At 73.9% G+C, this 16336-nt stretch carries 14 protein-coding genes; 10 read left to right on the top strand and 4 right to left on the bottom strand.

The genetic code is table 11. The annotated features are described in order from the left end of the window. The first annotated feature begins 171 nt into the window (after nucleotides 1–171). Both ETD83_RS11875 and ETD83_RS11880 read left to right on the top strand, forming a co-directional pair. Nucleotides 172–765, top strand: a complete 594-nt coding sequence (locus ETD83_RS11875) for a CDP-alcohol phosphatidyltransferase family protein (RefSeq protein ID WP_138645144.1) — start codon at nucleotides 172–174, stop codon at nucleotides 763–765. Next, a complete protein-coding gene (locus ETD83_RS11880; RefSeq protein ID WP_138645145.1) occupies nucleotides 762–3260 on the top strand; it encodes a mannose-1-phosphate guanyltransferase in 2499 nt (832 codons plus the stop codon). The genes ETD83_RS11875 and ETD83_RS11880 overlap by 4 nt, the downstream gene beginning before the upstream one ends. Before the next feature lie 15 nt (nucleotides 3261–3275). Here ETD83_RS11880 and ETD83_RS11885 read toward each other — a convergent pair whose 3' ends face one another. The 3 genes from ETD83_RS11885 to ETD83_RS11895 form a co-directional block, all read right to left on the bottom strand. Beyond that, nucleotides 3276–4691, bottom strand: a complete 1416-nt coding sequence (locus ETD83_RS11885; RefSeq protein ID WP_138645146.1) for an aminotransferase class V-fold PLP-dependent enzyme — start codon at nucleotides 4689–4691, stop codon at nucleotides 3276–3278. 109 nt (nucleotides 4692–4800) lie between these two features. Further along, the gene (locus tag ETD83_RS11890; protein ID WP_138645147.1) at nucleotides 4801–6396 is read right to left on the bottom strand and encodes an ATP-binding cassette domain-containing protein; all 1596 of its coding nucleotides are present in this window, start codon (nucleotides 6394–6396) and stop codon (nucleotides 4801–4803) included. A gap of 129 nt (nucleotides 6397–6525) precedes the next feature. Next, complete coding sequence (locus ETD83_RS11895; RefSeq protein ID WP_138645148.1) at nucleotides 6526–7863, bottom strand: aminotransferase-like domain-containing protein; 1338 nt, start codon at nucleotides 7861–7863, stop codon at nucleotides 6526–6528. 93 nt (nucleotides 7864–7956) lie between these two features. Between ETD83_RS11895 and ETD83_RS11900 the strand changes: the two genes are divergently transcribed. Further along, on the top strand, nucleotides 7957–8595 hold the full coding sequence (locus ETD83_RS11900) for a LysE family translocator (RefSeq protein WP_138645149.1): 639 nt from the start codon (nucleotides 7957–7959) through the stop codon (nucleotides 8593–8595). A gap of 36 nt (nucleotides 8596–8631) precedes the next feature. Here the strand turns inward: ETD83_RS11900 and ETD83_RS11905 are convergent, their stop codons facing one another. Next, nucleotides 8632–10791 carry an MMPL family transporter gene (locus ETD83_RS11905; RefSeq protein WP_138645150.1) on the bottom strand — a complete coding sequence of 720 codons (2160 nt, stop codon included), beginning with the start codon at nucleotides 10789–10791 and terminating at the stop codon, nucleotides 8632–8634. Between the two features lie 144 nt (nucleotides 10792–10935). Here ETD83_RS11905 and ETD83_RS11910 point away from each other — a divergent pair, with 144 nt between their 5' ends. The 7 genes from ETD83_RS11910 to ftsR form a co-directional block, all read left to right on the top strand. Further along, nucleotides 10936–11628, top strand: a complete 693-nt coding sequence (locus ETD83_RS11910; protein WP_138645151.1) for a response regulator transcription factor — start codon at nucleotides 10936–10938, stop codon at nucleotides 11626–11628. Continuing rightward, nucleotides 11628–13124 (top strand): sensor histidine kinase, encoded by a 1497-nt coding sequence (locus tag ETD83_RS43615; RefSeq protein ID WP_205717605.1) that lies wholly within the window; start codon nucleotides 11628–11630, stop codon nucleotides 13122–13124. Before ETD83_RS11910 ends, ETD83_RS43615 begins: the two co-directional genes overlap by 1 nt. A 7-nt stretch (nucleotides 13125–13131) precedes the next feature. Continuing rightward, nucleotides 13132–14016: a DUF881 domain-containing protein gene (locus ETD83_RS11920; RefSeq protein WP_138645152.1), complete on the top strand. Its 885-nt coding sequence runs from the start codon at nucleotides 13132–13134 to the stop codon at nucleotides 14014–14016. Between the two features lie 99 nt (nucleotides 14017–14115). Next, nucleotides 14116–14448 (top strand): small basic family protein, encoded by a 333-nt coding sequence (locus ETD83_RS11925; protein WP_138645153.1) that lies wholly within the window; start codon nucleotides 14116–14118, stop codon nucleotides 14446–14448. A 92-nt stretch (nucleotides 14449–14540) separates the two neighbouring features. Next, complete coding sequence (locus ETD83_RS11930; RefSeq protein ID WP_171064155.1) at nucleotides 14541–15164, top strand: DUF881 domain-containing protein; 624 nt, start codon at nucleotides 14541–14543, stop codon at nucleotides 15162–15164. A gap of 306 nt (nucleotides 15165–15470) precedes the next feature. Beyond that, a complete protein-coding gene (locus tag ETD83_RS11935; protein WP_138645155.1) occupies nucleotides 15471–16001 on the top strand; it encodes an FHA domain-containing protein in 531 nt (176 codons plus the stop codon). A 37-nt stretch (nucleotides 16002–16038) separates the two neighbouring features. Further along, nucleotides 16039–16336 (top strand): transcriptional regulator FtsR (gene ftsR, locus ETD83_RS11940; protein WP_138645156.1); only part of this gene is annotated, 298 nt, incomplete at its 3' end.

Consider the following 16336-nt stretch of genomic DNA (forward strand, 5'->3'; position numbering starts at 1 on the left):
GTCGCGGGCCGCATCCGGACGCGCGCCGGTCCCCGCCCGCGCACGCCCGTTCCGAGTGCCCGCTCGTGCGCGGACCTGCCCGGACGTGCCGTCCGGGCGACGCCATGAAGGGCTTTCAAATTCCTTACCGGTAGGGTCAGGATCAAGGCACCAGGGGAGGCGAAGGCGTCGGTGAGCACACAGCAGGAAGCCCCGCAGGACCGGATCTTCACTGTGCCCAACAGCCTCAGCCTGGCCCGGCTGGTCGGCGTCCCGCTGTTCCTGTGGCTCGTCCTGATCGAGGCGGACTGGTGGGCGCTCGGCCTGCTGGTGTTCGCGGGCCTGTCCGACTGGCTGGACGGCAAGCTCGCGCGGATCCTCAACCAGACCAGCAAGCTCGGGGCGGTGCTCGACCCGGCCGCCGACCGGCTCTACATCCTGGCGACGCTGATCGGGCTCACCATCCGCGACATCATCCCGGTGTGGCTGGTGGTGCTGCTCGTCGCCCGCGAGCTGGCGATCGTGCCGATCGCGCCGATCGTCCGGCGGCTCGGGTACAGCGGGACGCTTCCCGTCCACTTCATCGGCAAGGCCGGCACGATGTGCCTGCTGTACGCGTTCCCGCTGCTGCTGCTCGGCGACCATGACGGCGGGGCGGCGACGGCGGCGAAGGTCTTCGGCTGGTCGTTCGCCATCTGGGGCGCGGGCCTGTACTGGTGGGCGGCCGTCCTGTACTGGGAGCAGACGCGGCAGCTCGTCATGGCCGGCCGGGAGGCCGCCCGATGAAGGCCGTCGTGATGGCGGGCGGCGAGGGGACGCGGCTGCGCCCGATGACCGCCAACCAGCCGAAGCCGCTGCTCCCGCTCGTCAACCGGCCGATCATGGAGCATGTGCTGCGGCTGCTGAAGGCGCACGGGTTCAGCGAGACCGTCGTGACCGTCCAGTTCCTGGCCGCGCTGATCCGCAACTACTTCGGCGACGGCGAGGAGCTCGGCATGTCGCTGAGCTACGCGACGGAGGAGATCCCGCTCGGCACCGCCGGCAGCGTCAAGAACGCCGAGGAGGCGCTCCGCGACGACCGCTTCCTGGTGATCTCCGGGGACGCGCTCACCGACATCGACCTGACCGACATGGTGCGGTTCCACGAGCGCAACGGCGCGCTCGTCACCATCGGGCTGAAGCGCGTCCCGAACCCGCTCGAGTTCGGGATCATCATCGTGGACGACGAGGGCCGCGTGCAGCGGTTCCTGGAGAAGCCGACGTGGGGCCAGGTGTTCTCCGACACCGTCAACACCGGCATCTACGTGATGGAGCCGGAGGTCTTGGAGCACGTCGCCGCGGGGGAGCCGGTCGACTGGTCCGGGGACGTGTTCCCCGCCCTGCTCGCGGACGGCGCCCCGCTGTTCGGCTACGTCGCCGACTGCTACTGGGAGGACGTCGGCACCCACGAGAGCTACCTCAAGGCGCAGGCCGACATGCTGTCCGGCCAGGTCGGCATCGACCTGGACGGTTTCGAGGTATCGCCCGGCGTGTGGGTCGCCGAAGGGGCGGAGGTGGACGCGGAGGCCGTCCTGAAGGGCCCGCTCTACATCGGCGACTACGCCAAGGTCGAGGCGGGCGTCGAGCTGCGCGAGTACACCGTCCTCGGCAGCAACGTCGTCGTGAAGGAGGGCGCGTTCCTGCACCGGGCGATCGTGCACGACAACGTGTTCATCGCGCCGTCCACGAACCTGCGCGGCTGCGTGGTCGGCAAGAACACCGACATCATGGCCGGCGCCCGGGTCGAGGAGGGCGCGGTCATCGGCGACGAGTGCGTGATCGAGGCGGAGGCGTACGTCTCGTCCGGCGTGAAGGTCTACCCGTTCAAGACGATCGAGGCGGGCGCGGTCGTCAACACCAGCGTGATCTGGGAGTCGCGGGGGCAGCGCAACCTGTTCGGGCCGCGCGGCGTGTCCGGGCTGGTCAACGTCGAGATCACGCCCGAGCTCGCGGTGCGGCTCGCCAGCGCCTACGCGACGACGCTGAAGAAGGGCACGACCGTCGTCACCGGACGGGACGTCTCCCGCGCCGCCCGCACCCTGAAACGCGCCGTGAACAGCGCGCTGACCGCCAGCGCCATCAACGTCAACGACCTGGAGGCCACGCCGCTGACCGTCGCCCGGTTCGAGACCGGCCGTATGGACGCCGTCGGCGGCATCTACATCCGCACCACGCTCGGCGACCCGCAGGGCGTCGACATCATCTTCATGGACCCCGACGGCGCCGACCTGTCGCAGAACGCGCAGCGCAAGCTGGAGCGCGTCTTCGGGCGGCAGGAGTACCGGCGCGCGTTCCCCGGCGAGATCGCCGAGCTGACCTACCCGCCCCGGGTCGTCGAGACCTACACCCGCGACCTGCTGCGGCGCGTCGACATCCGCGGGGTCCGCGAGGCCGGGCTGAAGATCGTCCTGGACTGCGCGGGCGGCGTCGCCTCGCTCGTCCTGCCGAACCTGCTCGGCAAGGTCGGAGTGGAGGTCCTCACCCGCAACGCCGGGCTGGACGAGGCCAACCCGACCGAGACGCTCGCCGTGCGGATGCGCGACCTGGAGCGGCTCGGCGACCTCGTCTCGTCGTCGCGGGCCGCGTTCGGCGTCCGCTTCGACACGGTCGGGGAGCGGATCTCGCTCGTGGACGAGAACGGCGAGTTCGTCGGCGACGACCGGGCGCTGCTCGTCATGCTGGACCTGGTCGCGGCCGAGCGCGGCGGCGGCCGGGTCGCGCTGCCGGTGACGACGACGCGGGTCGCGGAGCAGGTGTGCCGGTTCCACGGCGTCCAGGTCGAGTGGACGTCCACGTCCCAGGACGTCCTCACCAAGGCCGCCGCGCAGCGCGGCGTGATCTTCGCGGGGGACGGCCGGGGCGGGTTCCTGATGCCCGAGTTCAGCGGCACCGTGGACGGGATCGCGGCGTTCGTCCGGCTCGTCGGGCTCGTCGCCCGGACGCGTCTGACGCTGTCGCAGATCGACCGCCGCATCCCCGAAGCGCACCTGCTGCGCCGCTCCGTCCCGACGCCGTGGGCCGCCAAGGGCAGCGTGATGCGGCACGTCGTGGAGGCGGCCGGGGACCGCACGGTCGACACCACCGACGGCGTCCGCGTGGTCGAGGACGACGGCCGCTGGGTCCTCGTCCTGCCCGACCCGGCGGAGGCCGTCACCCACCTGTGGGCCGAAGGCCGGGACACCGACGCGGCGCAGGCGCTCCTCGAGGAATGGGCGGTCGTCGTCGAACGCGCGGGAACGTGATCCTCGCGCGGGGTCTCAGCAGCGTTCGCGGGGTTTGAGGCCGCTCGCGTCCGGTTCCCGGTCGCGGTAGGCGGTGTCGAGGAAGCCGATGAGGCGCTCCACGTCCGCGATGTTCGAGACCAGGCCGAGGGACGCGCGGACGGCGCCGCCGCTGGGCAGTCCGAGCACGCCCAGGTAGTCGTCGAGCGTCCGCATCCGCCGGTGCGCGGTCAGGCGCAGCGCCCGCTCGGAGATCTCGAACGCGCCCTCGCCCGCGCCGGGGTTGCAGAAGCAGCCCGTGCGGACGGAGATGCCCGCGGCGGCGGTGTCGCGGGCGATGATCCGCTCGTCGACGATCCCGCCCCGCGCGTCGAGGACGTTGAACGCGACCGTGCCGCCGCGCCGGTCCGTGCCGTCCGGCCCGTACAGCCTGATCATGGGGGAGCCGTCGGAGTGCCGCAGGCCCGCCAGCCCCCGCAGGAGCAGGGCCGTCAGGCAGGTCACGCGGAGGTGGATGAGGTCCATGCCGATGCCGTCGACCCAGTCGATGCCGAACTCCACGTCCGGGATGGACAGGAAGTTCAGGGTGCCGTCCTCGAACGCCGTCTCGTCGGGCGCGAGGACGTGCCAGCCGCCGAACGCGCTGACCGCCTGGATCGTCCCGCCCGCGAACCAGGGCCGCCGCAGCCGCGCCAGGGCCGCGCGCCGCGCGACCAGGCAGCCGACGCCGGTCGGGTACCCGAACACCTTGTACCAGCTCACGGGGACGAAGTCGGGGCGCGTCCGGCTCAGGTCGAGGCGGGTGGCGGAGACGAACGCCGCCGCGTCCAGCAGCACGTCGTAGCCGCGGGCGTGGGCCTGGTCGATCCAGGCGAGCGGGTGCCGGACGCCGGTGAAGTTGCTCTGCGCGGGGAAGACGAACAGGCCCCGGCGGTGCGCGAGCGCCGCGCCGACGTCCTCGCCCGCGACGCGCAGGTCCGGCCCGCGGACGGGAACGTGCACGGTCTCGGCTCCGCGCGCCCGCGCGAACTCCCGGAGCCCGTTGGCGGAGTTGTGGTTGTCGCCCGTCAGGACGAGCCGGGTGCCGCGCCCGAACGGGTACGCCTCGCCGACCAGCCGGCACGCGCCGCTCGCGTTCGCCGTGAACACCACCGCGTACTCGTCGGGGGAGGCGTTGAAGAACGCGAGGACGCGCTCCCGCGCCCGCTCGACCAGGACCGTGGAGGCGCTGGACGTCGGGTTCTCCGAGTGCGGGTTGCCGTAGCAGCGGCCGGACAGCCGCTCGACGTGCGCCCGGAGCTGGGCCGCGGCCACCACGCCCGATCCGGTGTAGTCGAGGTACGTCTGCCCGCGCTCGTCCAGGTGGCGGTATTCGGTGGCGCGGAGATCGTCCAGGCGCCGGGTGTCCTCGTAGCCGGGCATGGCGACGTAGAAATCGGATGAAGCGCTCATGGTGCACTCCCGAATACGTTAAGCCGCATCCACACCAGAACGCTCCAAAATCGGCACAGCAACCGCAAGGGAGTAATCTGGCCGTAACTGGCCCATCACTGGGTGTTTGTCAGGTTCGCCGGGCGAGGACCAGGCACGTCGCCGCGAGGAGGACCGCCGTGAACCCGGTCAGCACCGCCCAGTCCACGGCCACCGCACGCGCGAACGTGTGCCCGTACGAGGCGAGCAGCGGCGGCCCCAGGGGCGAACGCCCGGACCCCCACAGCCGCTCCACGCCGAGGCTGTGCCCCAGCCCCTCGAACGCCCACCGGTTCGACATGGCGTAGCTCAGCCACCGTCCCGGCGCCGCCATCACCGGGACGGGCAGGACCGCGCCCACGAACAGCACCTGCGGGAAGCACAGCATCGGCAGCGCCATCGTGGCCTGCGCCGGGTCGGTGACCGCCGCCGACACCAGAAGACCCAGCGCCAGCGCGGCCAGCGAACACAGCAGCAGCGTGACGAACAGCTCCGCGTACGTGCCCCAGCCCATCGCGGGCAGCCTGTCCAGGCCGCGCAGGACGCCGAGCATCAGCGCGTCCACCGCGGCCAGGAGCGGCAGGAGCACCGCCACCTTCGCCAGCACGTACGAGCCGACCCGCAGCCCGGTCAGCCGTTCACGCCGGACGACGGGCAACTCCGTGCAGATCTGCAGCAGCCCGTAGGTCAGGCCGAAGAAGAACCCGCCGAACGCGATCCAGAAGAGGATCATCACCGTCGCGCCGGGGCTCGGCGACTCCGGCGCGAACGCGCCCGGACGGAACAGCACCGCGAACATCGCCAGGACCATGACCGGCGACCCCGCCAGCACGGCGAGCGTGAGCCGGTTCCGCGACAGCAGGTCGAGGTTCCGCCGGGCCAGCAGCGCCCACTGCCGGAACGCCCCGACGTTCGGGCCCGCCACCGGCGCGGGGGCGGCGCCGAACCGTCCCTCCCACTCGTGCGGCTCCGCTTTCGCGAGGCGCAGGTAGATGTCCTCGATGGCCGTGACGCGGAACTCCTCCCGCGCCTTGTCCGGCTCGCCGTAGAACGCCAGCCGCCCCTCCTGCGTCAGGACGGCCACCCGGTCGCACACGGCCACGTCCGGCGGATGGTGCGTCGTGAGCACGACGGTCGTCCCCGAATCGGCCAGGCCGCGCAGCAGCCGCATCAGGTCGGCCGCCGTGGCCGGGTCGAGCCCCGAGGTCGGCTCGTCCAGGAAGAACACGCGGGGGCGTGTCAGCAGCTCGACCGCGATGCTGGCGCGCTTGCGCTCGCCGCCGCTGAGCGACCCGACCCGCTGCCCGGCGCGTTCGGTGAGCGCGAGCGCGTCCATGACGGCGTCCACGGCCCGGTCGGCCCGCTCCGGCGGCGTCCCGGACGGCAGCCGCAGCCCCGCCGCGTACCGCAGCGTGCGCCGCAGCGGCATCTCCAGGTGGACGATGTCGTCCTGCGGCACGTACCCGAACGCCCCGGCGCCGCCGTTGGAGCGAGCTTCGCCGTCGAAGGAGACCTTGCCCTCCGCCGGGGGCCGCACGCCCGCGATGGCGTCCAGCAGCGTCGTCTTGCCCGCCCCGCTGCCCCCGATGATCGCCACCAGCTCGCCGGACTCGATCGTCAGCGACACGTCCCGCAGCGTGCGGCGCCCTCCGCCCGCGCGCTGCCCCACCCCCCGCACCTCGATCATCCGCCTGGCTCCCGCCTGGACTCGCGTCCCTCGCGTCCGCCGTGCCGGGCATCGCACCCACAGCCACGATGAACGACCGCACCCCGACAGTCCAGACACTCCTGCCTCACCCGTCCGGGCCGGTGGCGGTCAGTCGACGGGCGTGTCCTCGGGGGAGCCGGCCGCGATCCCGGCGAGGACGCCGAGGGCCCGCCCGAGCGTCTCCAGCGGGGGCGACGCGAGGCCGACGCGGACGGCGCGGGGCGCGGCGGCCGTTCCGGCGGCGAAGGCGGCGGCGGGCGTGACGGCGATGCCGTGCCGCGCCGCCGCGGCCACGAACGTGTCGGCGCGCCACGGGGACGGCAGCTCCCACCAGCAGAAATAGCAGGGCTGGCCCGCCGTGGCCGCACCGGGGAGGCGGTCGGCGGCCATCCGGGTGCGGGACGCGGCGTCCGCGCGCTTGGCGCGGGTCACCGACGCGACGGTGCCGTCGGCGATCCAGCCGGACGCCGCCGCGAGCGCGAACCCGGCCGGCGCCCACGCGCCGGAGCGCAGGGCGGCGGCGACGCGCCCGGCCAGCGCGGACGGCGGGACGGCGAACCCGACGCTCAGGCCCGGCGCGAGGCGCTTGGAGAGGCTGTCGACGACGACCGTCCGCCGCGCGGCGAAGGACGCCAGCGGCGCGGGGCCGTCCTCGACGAGGAACGCCCACACGCGGTCCTCGATCGCGTGGAGGCCGAGCCGCTCCAGGGCCGCGGCCAGCTCGGCCCGGCGTGCCCGCGGCATCGTCGTCCCGTACGGGTTGTGCAGCGTGGGCTGGACGTACACCGCGCCGAGCGGGGCGGCGCGGTGGGCGTCGGCGAGGGCCTCCGGGCTCAGCCCGTTCTCGTCGGAGGCGACCGGGACGAGCGTCACGCCGAGCCGCGCCGCGATGCCCTTGACCACCGGATAGGTCAGCGCCTCGACCGCGAGCCGCCCGCCCGGCGGCACGAGCGCGGCCACGGCGCCCGCGATGGCCTGCCGCCCGTTCCCCGCGAACAGGACGGCGGACGGGTCGGGCCGCCATCCGGGCGCGGCGAGCAGCTCCGCCGCCGACTCGCGGGCCGCGGGCGTGCCAGCGACGCCGGTGGGGCCGAGCGCGGCTCCGAGGACGTCCGGGCGCAGCAGCCGCTCCATCCCGGTCGCCAGCAGCGCGGTCTGCTCGGGCACCGTGGGATAGCTGAGCTCCAGGTCGACGCGGGCATCCCCGGGCTCGGCCAGCGCCGGGACGGCCGGACGCTCCGCCGCCCGCACGAACGTCCCCCGGCCCACCTCGCCGACCACGAGACCGCGCCGGCCCAGCTCCCGGTACACGCGGCTCGCCGTCGAGGCCGCGATGCCGCGCTCGCGCGCGAAGGCGCGCTGCGGAGGCAGCCGATCGCCCGGACGGAGCCGTCCGGCCGCGATGCCGGCGGCCAGCTCGTCCGCGACCCGCCGGTAGTCCTCCATCGCACCTCCGATTGCACCGAGATCAATGTCATTATTGCACTGATATTACTCGGACATTTAGTATCGGATCACATCGACGTCGTCAGGAGTGCAATGATCTCGTCCAGCGCGGTGGCGGCCATCGCGGTCTTCGCCCTCGGGCTCGTGCTCACCCCCGGCCCCAACATGGTCTACCTGGTGTCGCGGTCGGTGACGCAGGGCCGCCGCGCCGGCATGATCTCGCTCGCGGGCGTCGCCGCCGGGTTCCTCGTCTACGTCACGGCCGTGACCGCCGGCGTCGCGACCGTGTTCGCGCTCGTCCCGGAGGTCTACACGGCGATCAAGGTCGCGGGCGCGGCGTACCTGCTGTGGCTCGCCTGGCAGGCGGTGCGGCCGGGCGGGACGACGCCGTTCGCCCCGAAGGACCTGCCCGCCGACCCGCCGCGCCGCCTGTTCGCCATGGGCCTGGTCACCAACCTGCTCAACCCCAAGATCGCGATCCTGTACGTGTCGCTGCTGCCGCAGTTCACCGACCCGGAGCGCGGCCACGTCGGCGTCCAGATCATGCTCCTCAGCCTCACCCAGATCACCATCGCGATCACCGTGAACGCCCTCATCGTGCTCGGCGCCGGCGGCATCGCGGTGTTCCTCGCCCGGCGGCCCGGCTGGCAGCGGGCCCAGCGCTACCTGATGGGCTCGGCGCTCGCCGGGCTCGCCGTCCACCTCGGGTTCACCCGCACCGCCGCCCACTGACCGCCCGCCCCCGCGGGGCGGCCAGGGGCCGCCCGGTCAGACGGGGACCGGGACGCGGTCCTCGCCGTCCGGCTGCGGGAGGGGCGAGGGCGGCACGCGCAGGACGCGGGCGGCCCAGCCCGGCAGCCACCAGTTCCAGCGGCCGAACAGCGACACCGCCGCCGGGACGAGCAGCGCCCGCACCACGGTCGCGTCCAGGAGGATGCCCAGCCCGAGACCGGTGGCGAAGATCTTCACCTCGACGATCGGCGCCGCCGCGAGCGACGCGAACGCCAGGAACAGGATCAGCGCCGCGCTGGTCACCAGCCGTCCCGTCCGGCCGAGGCCCTCGACGACGGCGGCCTCAGTGGAGCCGGTGCGGTCGTACTCCTCCCTGAGCCGGGCCAGGATGAACACCTCGTAGTCCATCGACAGCCCGTACAGGAACGCGAACACCATCGCCGGGACGAACGCGGCGATCGACCCGGTCGCGGAGATGCCCCAGAACAGGTCGCTGCCGTGGCCCTGCTGCCACACCAGGACGATCGCGCCGAGGACGGCGGCCAGCGACAGCAGGTTGAGCACCACCGCCTTGAGCGCCAGCAGCAGCGACCGGAACGCGCGGGCCAGCAGGACGAACGTCAGCAGGCAGATGAGCCCCAGCATGTACGGGAAGGTCCCGTAGACCTTGGCCGCGAAGTCGATGTCGTTCGCGGCCTCGCCGCCGACCCGCGCGCCCGGCGGCACCGCGTCCCGGACGGCCTTGACGAGGTCCTTGCCGGCGTCGGTCCCGCCCTCGTCGACGGGCACGACGGTGATCAGCGCGGACCCGTCCCGCCGCCACATGCCGCCGCCGGGCGCCGCGACGGCGTGGACGCCCCGCAGCCCCCGCAGCTCGGACGCTGCCGCGGCCGGGTCCGCGCCCGGCGGCAGCAGCACGTCCACCGGCGTGAGGACACCGGTCGGGACCCCCGCCCCGCGCAGCTCCGCCAAGCCCTCATAGGCGGGCCCCGACTTCGCCAGGGCGCCGCTGTGCGGCTCGCCGAGGTTCATCCCGAGCGCCGCGAACGCGAGACCGCCGAGGACGGCCAGCGCCGCCAGCGCCGCCGGGATCCGGAACCGGACGATCCGCCGCGCCCACGCCGTCCAGGCCCGGCCCGCGCGGGCCCCGTCGCCGCGCCACCGGGGCGCGATCCGGTCGAGGGCCGGGCCCATCGTGGCGAGGACGACCGGCAGCAGCGTCAGCGTCGCGAGCGCGCTCACCCCGGGGATGATCACGCCGCCGTACGCCATGCTGCGCAGGAACTCGACCGGCATCACCAGCATGGAGACGAGCCCGATCCCGACGGCGACGGCGCTGAACACCACCGCGTGCCCGGCCGTGGCCATCGCGCGCCTGGTCGCCGCGTCCGCGGACAGGCCGCCCGCCCGTTCCTCCCGCCACCGCGTCACCAGCAGCAGCGAGTAGTCGACGGCGACGCCGAGCCCGATCAGCGCCACGACGAACTGCACCATGAAGTTCACGTCGGTGACGCCCGTGATCCCGTAGACGAGCAGGAACGAGGTGAGGATCGAGACGGTCGCGATCACGAGCGGCACGACCGCCAGCACCGACCCGAACACGAACGCCAGGACGACCAGCGCCCCGAGCCCGCCGATGAGCGTCTCGGTCAGGACGCTCGGCCCCTCGCCGCCCGCCTCGTCCGCCAGCCCGCCCATGCTCGTCACGCGCAGCCCGGCCCCGGCGGGCAGATGCGGCCGCATCGCCTCGGCGAGCGGCCCGGCCGGTTCGGGCCCGTCGTCGATCTCGCTCGCCCCCGGCTCGACGCGCGGGTACACGAGGCCGTAGACGACCCGGCCGCCGCCAGCGGTGAAGCGGGCGTCGCCGGTGGTCCCGTAGGAGACGACGCGGGCGCCGAGCCGCTCCCCGCCCGCAGCGAACGCCTTCGTCAGCGCGTCGCGGACGCCGGGCGAGTCCGCCGTCGTCCCTGCGGGCAGCGTGACGACCGAGACCTCGGGCTTCTCGTCGCCGCCCGTCCCGTAGGCGGCGAGGATCGCCGCGTTGGCGTCGCGCGCCGCCGAGCCGGGCGGCGCGAAGTCCTCGGTGAGCCGGTCGGGCACCCGCGTGACGGCGAACGCGCCGGCGCACGCGGCGGCCAGCCACACCAGGCCGATCAGCAGCCGGTGCCGGAGCACGAAATCGGAGAATCTGTCCATGCGCACAACTGCAGCGGCCCGCTCTTCGGGCGCCGTGTGAGCGTCCTTGGGGATCCCTGTGAAACCGGCTTCACAGGGATCTCTCAGACGTCCCGCAGAACGCCCGCAGTGCGCCCGGCGGCGCCCACCGGGAAGACTGGCCCCGTGACGCCCACCAAGATCCTCGTCGTGGACGACGAAGCGTACCTCGCCGACCTCGTCGCGACCGCGCTGCGCTACGAGGGCTTCGAGACGGCCGTGGCCGGGTCGGGCGCGGAGGCGCTGGCGAGCATCCCGCGCTTCGGCCCCGACCTGATCGTCCTGGACGTGATGCTCCCGGACGGCTCGGGCCTCGACGCCTGCGCCCGGCTCCGGCGGGACGGCTGCCAGGCCCCCGTCGTGTTCCTCACCGCCCGCGACGCCACCGAGGACAAGGTCAAGGGCCTGACGGTCGGCGGCGACGACTACGTCACCAAGCCGTTCAGCCTGGAGGAGCTGATCGCCCGGATCCGCGCCGTGCTGCGCCGCACCCGGCCCGCCGGGCGGGACCGGGCCCGGCTGTCGTTCGCCGACCTGGAGCTCGACGAGGACACCTACGAGGTGCGGCGCGGCGGCGTGCTGGTCGACCTCACCCCCACCGAGTTCAAACTGCTGCGCTACCTGCTCCTCAACTCCGGCCGGGTGCTGACGAAGCGGCAGATCCTCGACCACGTCTGGCAGTACGACTTCGGCGGCGGCGACGGCGTCGTCCAGACCTACGTCAGCTACCTGCGCCGCAAGCTCGACGACCGCGACCCCCGCCTGATCCACACCGTCCCGCGCGTCGGCTACATCCTCCGCATGCCCCGGGAGGGCTGATGTCGCTGCGCAGGCGCATCGTGCTGACCCAGCTCGCCCTGCTGGCCCTCGGCCTGCTGATCGCCGGCGCGTCCAGCTTCGCCGCGCTGAACGACTGGAAGAACGACAGCGAGCACCAGCGGATGACCGCCGTCGGACGCGAGGCCGCGGCGCTGTTCGCCGAGAGCGGCCCCGGCGGCTCGTGGTCGCGGCTCGCGGAGGCCACCTCGGACCTGGACCGGCTGTGGCGCGCCGCCGGCGACGGCGGCGGCCTGCCGCTGTTCCTCCAGGTCCGCCGGGCCGACGGCACGGTCGTGGAGACCGTCTCGTTCGTCGGCGAGCCGCCGCTGCCGGACGATCCGCGCCCCGGCCCCGCGACCGGCGGCAACCCGGACGGCGAGCGGTTCGTCCGCACGGAGGACCGGCCCCGCCCGGGCAAGGACGACGACGGCCTGTTCGGGCGGGAGGGGCCCGGCTGGCTGGTCCGCACCGCCTGGGTCCCCGGCGGGCGGCACTACCTCGTCACGTCCATGCGCACCACCGAGCAGGACGAGTTCTTCGGCCGCACCCTCGGGACCCAGGTCGTCGTCACGCTCGTGGTCCTCGTCGGCGTCGGGCTGCTGGTGTGGCATGCCGTCCGCCGTGCGACCCGCCCGCTGGAGGAGATCGCCGCGACCGCCGCGCGGATCGGCGACGGCGACCTCGGCCGCCGGCTCGCCGTGCACGGCCCGAAGACCGAGGTGGGACGGCTCGCCGGCGCGCTGAACGGCATGCTCGCGCAGATCGAGGCGTCGTTCCGGGAACGGGAGGCGTCCCGGGACCGGCTGCGCCGCTTCGTCGCCGACGCCTCCCACGAGCTGCGCACCCCGGTCGCGACCGTCCGCGGGTACGCCGAGCTGTTCCGCCGCGGCGCCGCGGACCGGCCCGAGGACCTCGCCAAGGCGATGCGCCGCATCGAGTCGGAGGCCGAGCGGATGGGCCGCCTCGTCGACGAGATGCTGCTGCTCGCCCGGCTGGACGAGGGCCGCCCGCTGGAACGCGAGCCGGTCGACCTGGCCGCCCTCGCCGCCGACGCGGTCGCCGACGCCACCGTCGTCGAACCGGGCCGCCCCCTCACGCTGGAGACGGACGGCCCGGTCGTCGTCACCGGCGACGCCGGACGGCTCCGCCAGGTCCTCGACAACCTGCTGGCGAACGTCCGGCGCCACACGCCGCCCGGCACGGCCGCCACCGTCCGCGTGTCCGAACGGGACGGGGACGCGGTCCTGGAGGTCGCCGACGAGGGCCCGGGAATCCCGGCCGGCGATCGCGCCCGCGTGTTCGAGCGCTTCTACCGCGCCGACCCGTCCCGGTCCCGCGACGTGACCGCCCAGCCGGGCGGCTCCGGCCTCGGCCTGTCGATCGTCGCGGCCGTCGCCGCGGCCCACGGCGGCCGCGCCGCCGCCGCGGACGCCCCCGGCGGCGGCGCCGCGTTCACCATCGCCCTGCCGAGCCGAAACCCCGCGTCCTTGCCATGATGGGCCGGTGATCGCACCACGAGAGGACGACGACCGGCCCGGGCGGCGGCCCGACGCGTCCATGTCGCTCCTCGCCGACCTGTTCAGCGGCAAGCTCCTCGATCACGGCTACGCGGAGGCCGCCGCACGGCGCGCCGCGGCGGGCGATCCCGACCCGGCGCGGGGACGGCTGCGCGGCGGCGGCGTCCTGCTCGTCCTCGTCCTCGCCGGGACGCTGGTCGCCGTCGCCGGGGCCGAGGTGCGCCGGAGCGAGCCCGTGGCCGCCGAGCAGCGCTCGCGGCTCGTCGACGAGATCAACGCCCGCACCGCCGAGACCGACGGCCTCCAGCGCCGCCTCGGCCGCCTGCGGGCCGAGACGGAGCGGCGCCGGGCCGCCGCCCTCGCCCGCAGCGAGGACGGCCGCCGCGCCCGCCGGGACCTCGCCATCGCGGCCGCCGCCGCGGCCGCCGCGCCCGCCGGCGGCGACGCGCTGGTCGTCACCCTGGACGACGCGGCTCCGAGCGGCGGGCGCGACGACCCGGAGGGGCTCCCCGCCGACGCCGGCGGCCGGGTCTATGATCAGGACCTCCAGGTCCTGGTGAACGGGCTCTGGGCGGCGGGCGCCGCGGCCATCGGCGTCAACGGGCAGCGGCTCACCCCGGCGACGGCGATCCGCGCCGCAGGCGAGGCGATCCTCGTCGACTACCGGCCGCTCAGCCGCCCCTACGAGGTGACGGCGCTCGGCGACCCCGGCCGCCTCCGGGAGGCGTTCTCCGGCTCGGCCGCCGACCGGCGGCTGCGGGCCCTGAACGAGCGCTTCAAGATCAGATACGACACGCACCGGTCGGCCGCGGTGAGCCTGCCCGCCGCGGGCGCCGTCCGGCTGCGCTACGCCCGCGCGGCGGGCCGGTGAGCGGGGGAGAGGAGGCTCGATGACCGGAGCGGAGCGAGGATCTTCGGGCCGACTTCCCGGGGGTCTGGGGGTCGCCCCCCGGAAAGGCGGGGTCCGACGGTGATCGCGCTGATCGGGCTGATGATCGGCGTGGCGCTGGGCCTGCTGCTCCAGCCGGACGTCCCGCTCTGGCTGGAGCCGTACCTGCCGATCGCGATCGTCGCGGCGCTCGACGCCATGTTCGGCGGGATCAGGGCCCGGCTGGAGGGCATCTTCGACGAGAAGGTGTTCGTGGTGTCGTTCGTCAGCAACACCGTCATCGCCGCACTGATCGTCTTCCTCGGCGACAAGCTCGGGGTCGGCTCGCAGCTGTCCACCGGCGTCGTGGTCGTCCTCGGCATCCGGATCTTCTCCAACGCGGCGGGCATCCGGCGCAGGCTGTTCGGCGCATGACCGGGGACGAGCACGAGAAAGAGCGCCCGGACGAGCCCGCCGGCCTCCGCGGCCTCATGGATTTGTTGAGACCGCGAGTCAGCATGGGCCAATTGGCCGGAGGACTCCTCTGCCTGGTCCTGGGATTCGCGGTCGTCGCGCAGATCCAATCGAACGAGCGCGACACCACGTTCGCCACCGCGCGGCAGGACGAGCTCGTCGGAATCCTGTCCGATCTGGGCCAGCGGTCCGAGCGCCTGCGCGGCGACCTGCGCGACCTGGAGGACACCAAGGCGCAACTGGAACGGGACGCCGAGGGAGGAACCGCCCTTGAGGAGGCGCGCAAGCGGGCGACCACCTATGGCCTCCTGGCGGGCACCGTCCCGGCCGAGGGCCCCGGCATCGAACTGCTGATCACCGACCCGCGCCGCGGCGTCAAGGCGATCAACCTCCTGGACGCGCTGCAGGAGCTCCGCGACGCGGGCGCCGAGGTCGTCCAGGTCAACGACGTGCGCGCCGGCGTCGACACCTACTTCCTGGACGGACCGGACGGCGTCCAGGCCGACGGGAGGGCCCTCGCCGCCCCGTACCGGTTCCTCGCCATCGGAGACCCCCACACCATGACCACCGCGCTGAACATCCCCGGGGGACTGGTCAAGACGCTCCAGGGGGCCGGCGCCGACGTCTCGATCACCCCGCGCGCGAAAATCGCCGTCGACGCGATACGGTCTCCGTAGGGGAAACGGGGAAGCGGTAACCGGACGCCGGGCTCGGGCGTCACGATCGGGGACGTCCGCGCGGCGGCGTAGACCTGCGATCATCGGCGAATGTAGTTTGGTCCAGCCGGCTCACCGTTCCAGTTGACCCCTCGGGTAATACCCGCGTAAGTTGCGGCGACCGTCCCGTAAGCGGCCGGTGAGTTGGACCGTGGTCGGGGCGGGTCCCCGGCGTGGGTTGGTTGAAGGATGCGCGTGGCGCAGGCGGCTCCCGTTCCGGCGGGCGCCCGCGGGCGGCACGCCGATGGTAGGAGGCCGAGCCGATCGATGCCGAGCGTCTACTGCACGCAGTGCGGTCACGCCAACCCGGATGATGCCCGCTTCTGCTCGAACTGCGGAACTCCGCTCACCCGGAGCCCGCTGCCTCCCCGGGAGTCGCCCGGCGAGTCCACGTCCACGATCTCCATCGGCGGGTTCGAGGCGCTGGACACCGACGCGGGCGCCGAGGAGCCGTCGCTCGGCCCCGACCAGATGGCCATGGAGGCGCTCCCCCCGGGCACGGCGCTCCTCGTCGTCAAGCGGGGCCCCAATGCCGGCAGCCGCTTCCTGCTCGACAAGGACCGCACCTCCGCGGGCCGGCACCCCTCGAGCGACATCTTCCTCGACGACGTCACCGTGTCCCGCCGCCACGCCGAGTTCGCCCGCCAAGGCGCCGCGTTCACCGTCCGCGACGTCGGCAGCCTCAACGGCACCTACGTCAACCGGCAGCGGATCGACCAGGCCGGCCTGTCGGGCGGCGATGAGGTCCAGATCGGCAAGTTCCGGCTGGTGTTCCTGATCAACCCGGCGCACGGCTGACCGGGAGAACGGGGCCGCGGCGACGATGGGAGGGGCCATGAACGCGCAGCCAGCCCGGTCCCTGATGACGATCGGGGACGTCCTCGGACTGCTCAGGCCCGAGTTCCCCGACATCACCATCTCCAAGATCCGTTTCCTGGAGTCCGAGGGCCTCGTCGAACCGGAGCGCAGCCCGTCGGGCTACCGCAAGTTCGGCGACGCCGACGTGGAGCGGCTCCGCTTCGTCCTCACCGCGCAGCGCGACCACTACCTGCCGCTGCGCGTCATCAGGCAGCATCTCCAGGCCCGCGACCGCGGCGAGAGCGTCCCGCCCCTCGGCGCCCTCCGCGCCTGTC

The sequence above is a fragment of the Actinomadura soli genome, assembly GCF_005889715.1.
Lineage (GTDB): Bacteria > Actinomycetota > Actinomycetes > Streptosporangiales > Streptosporangiaceae > Spirillospora > Spirillospora soli.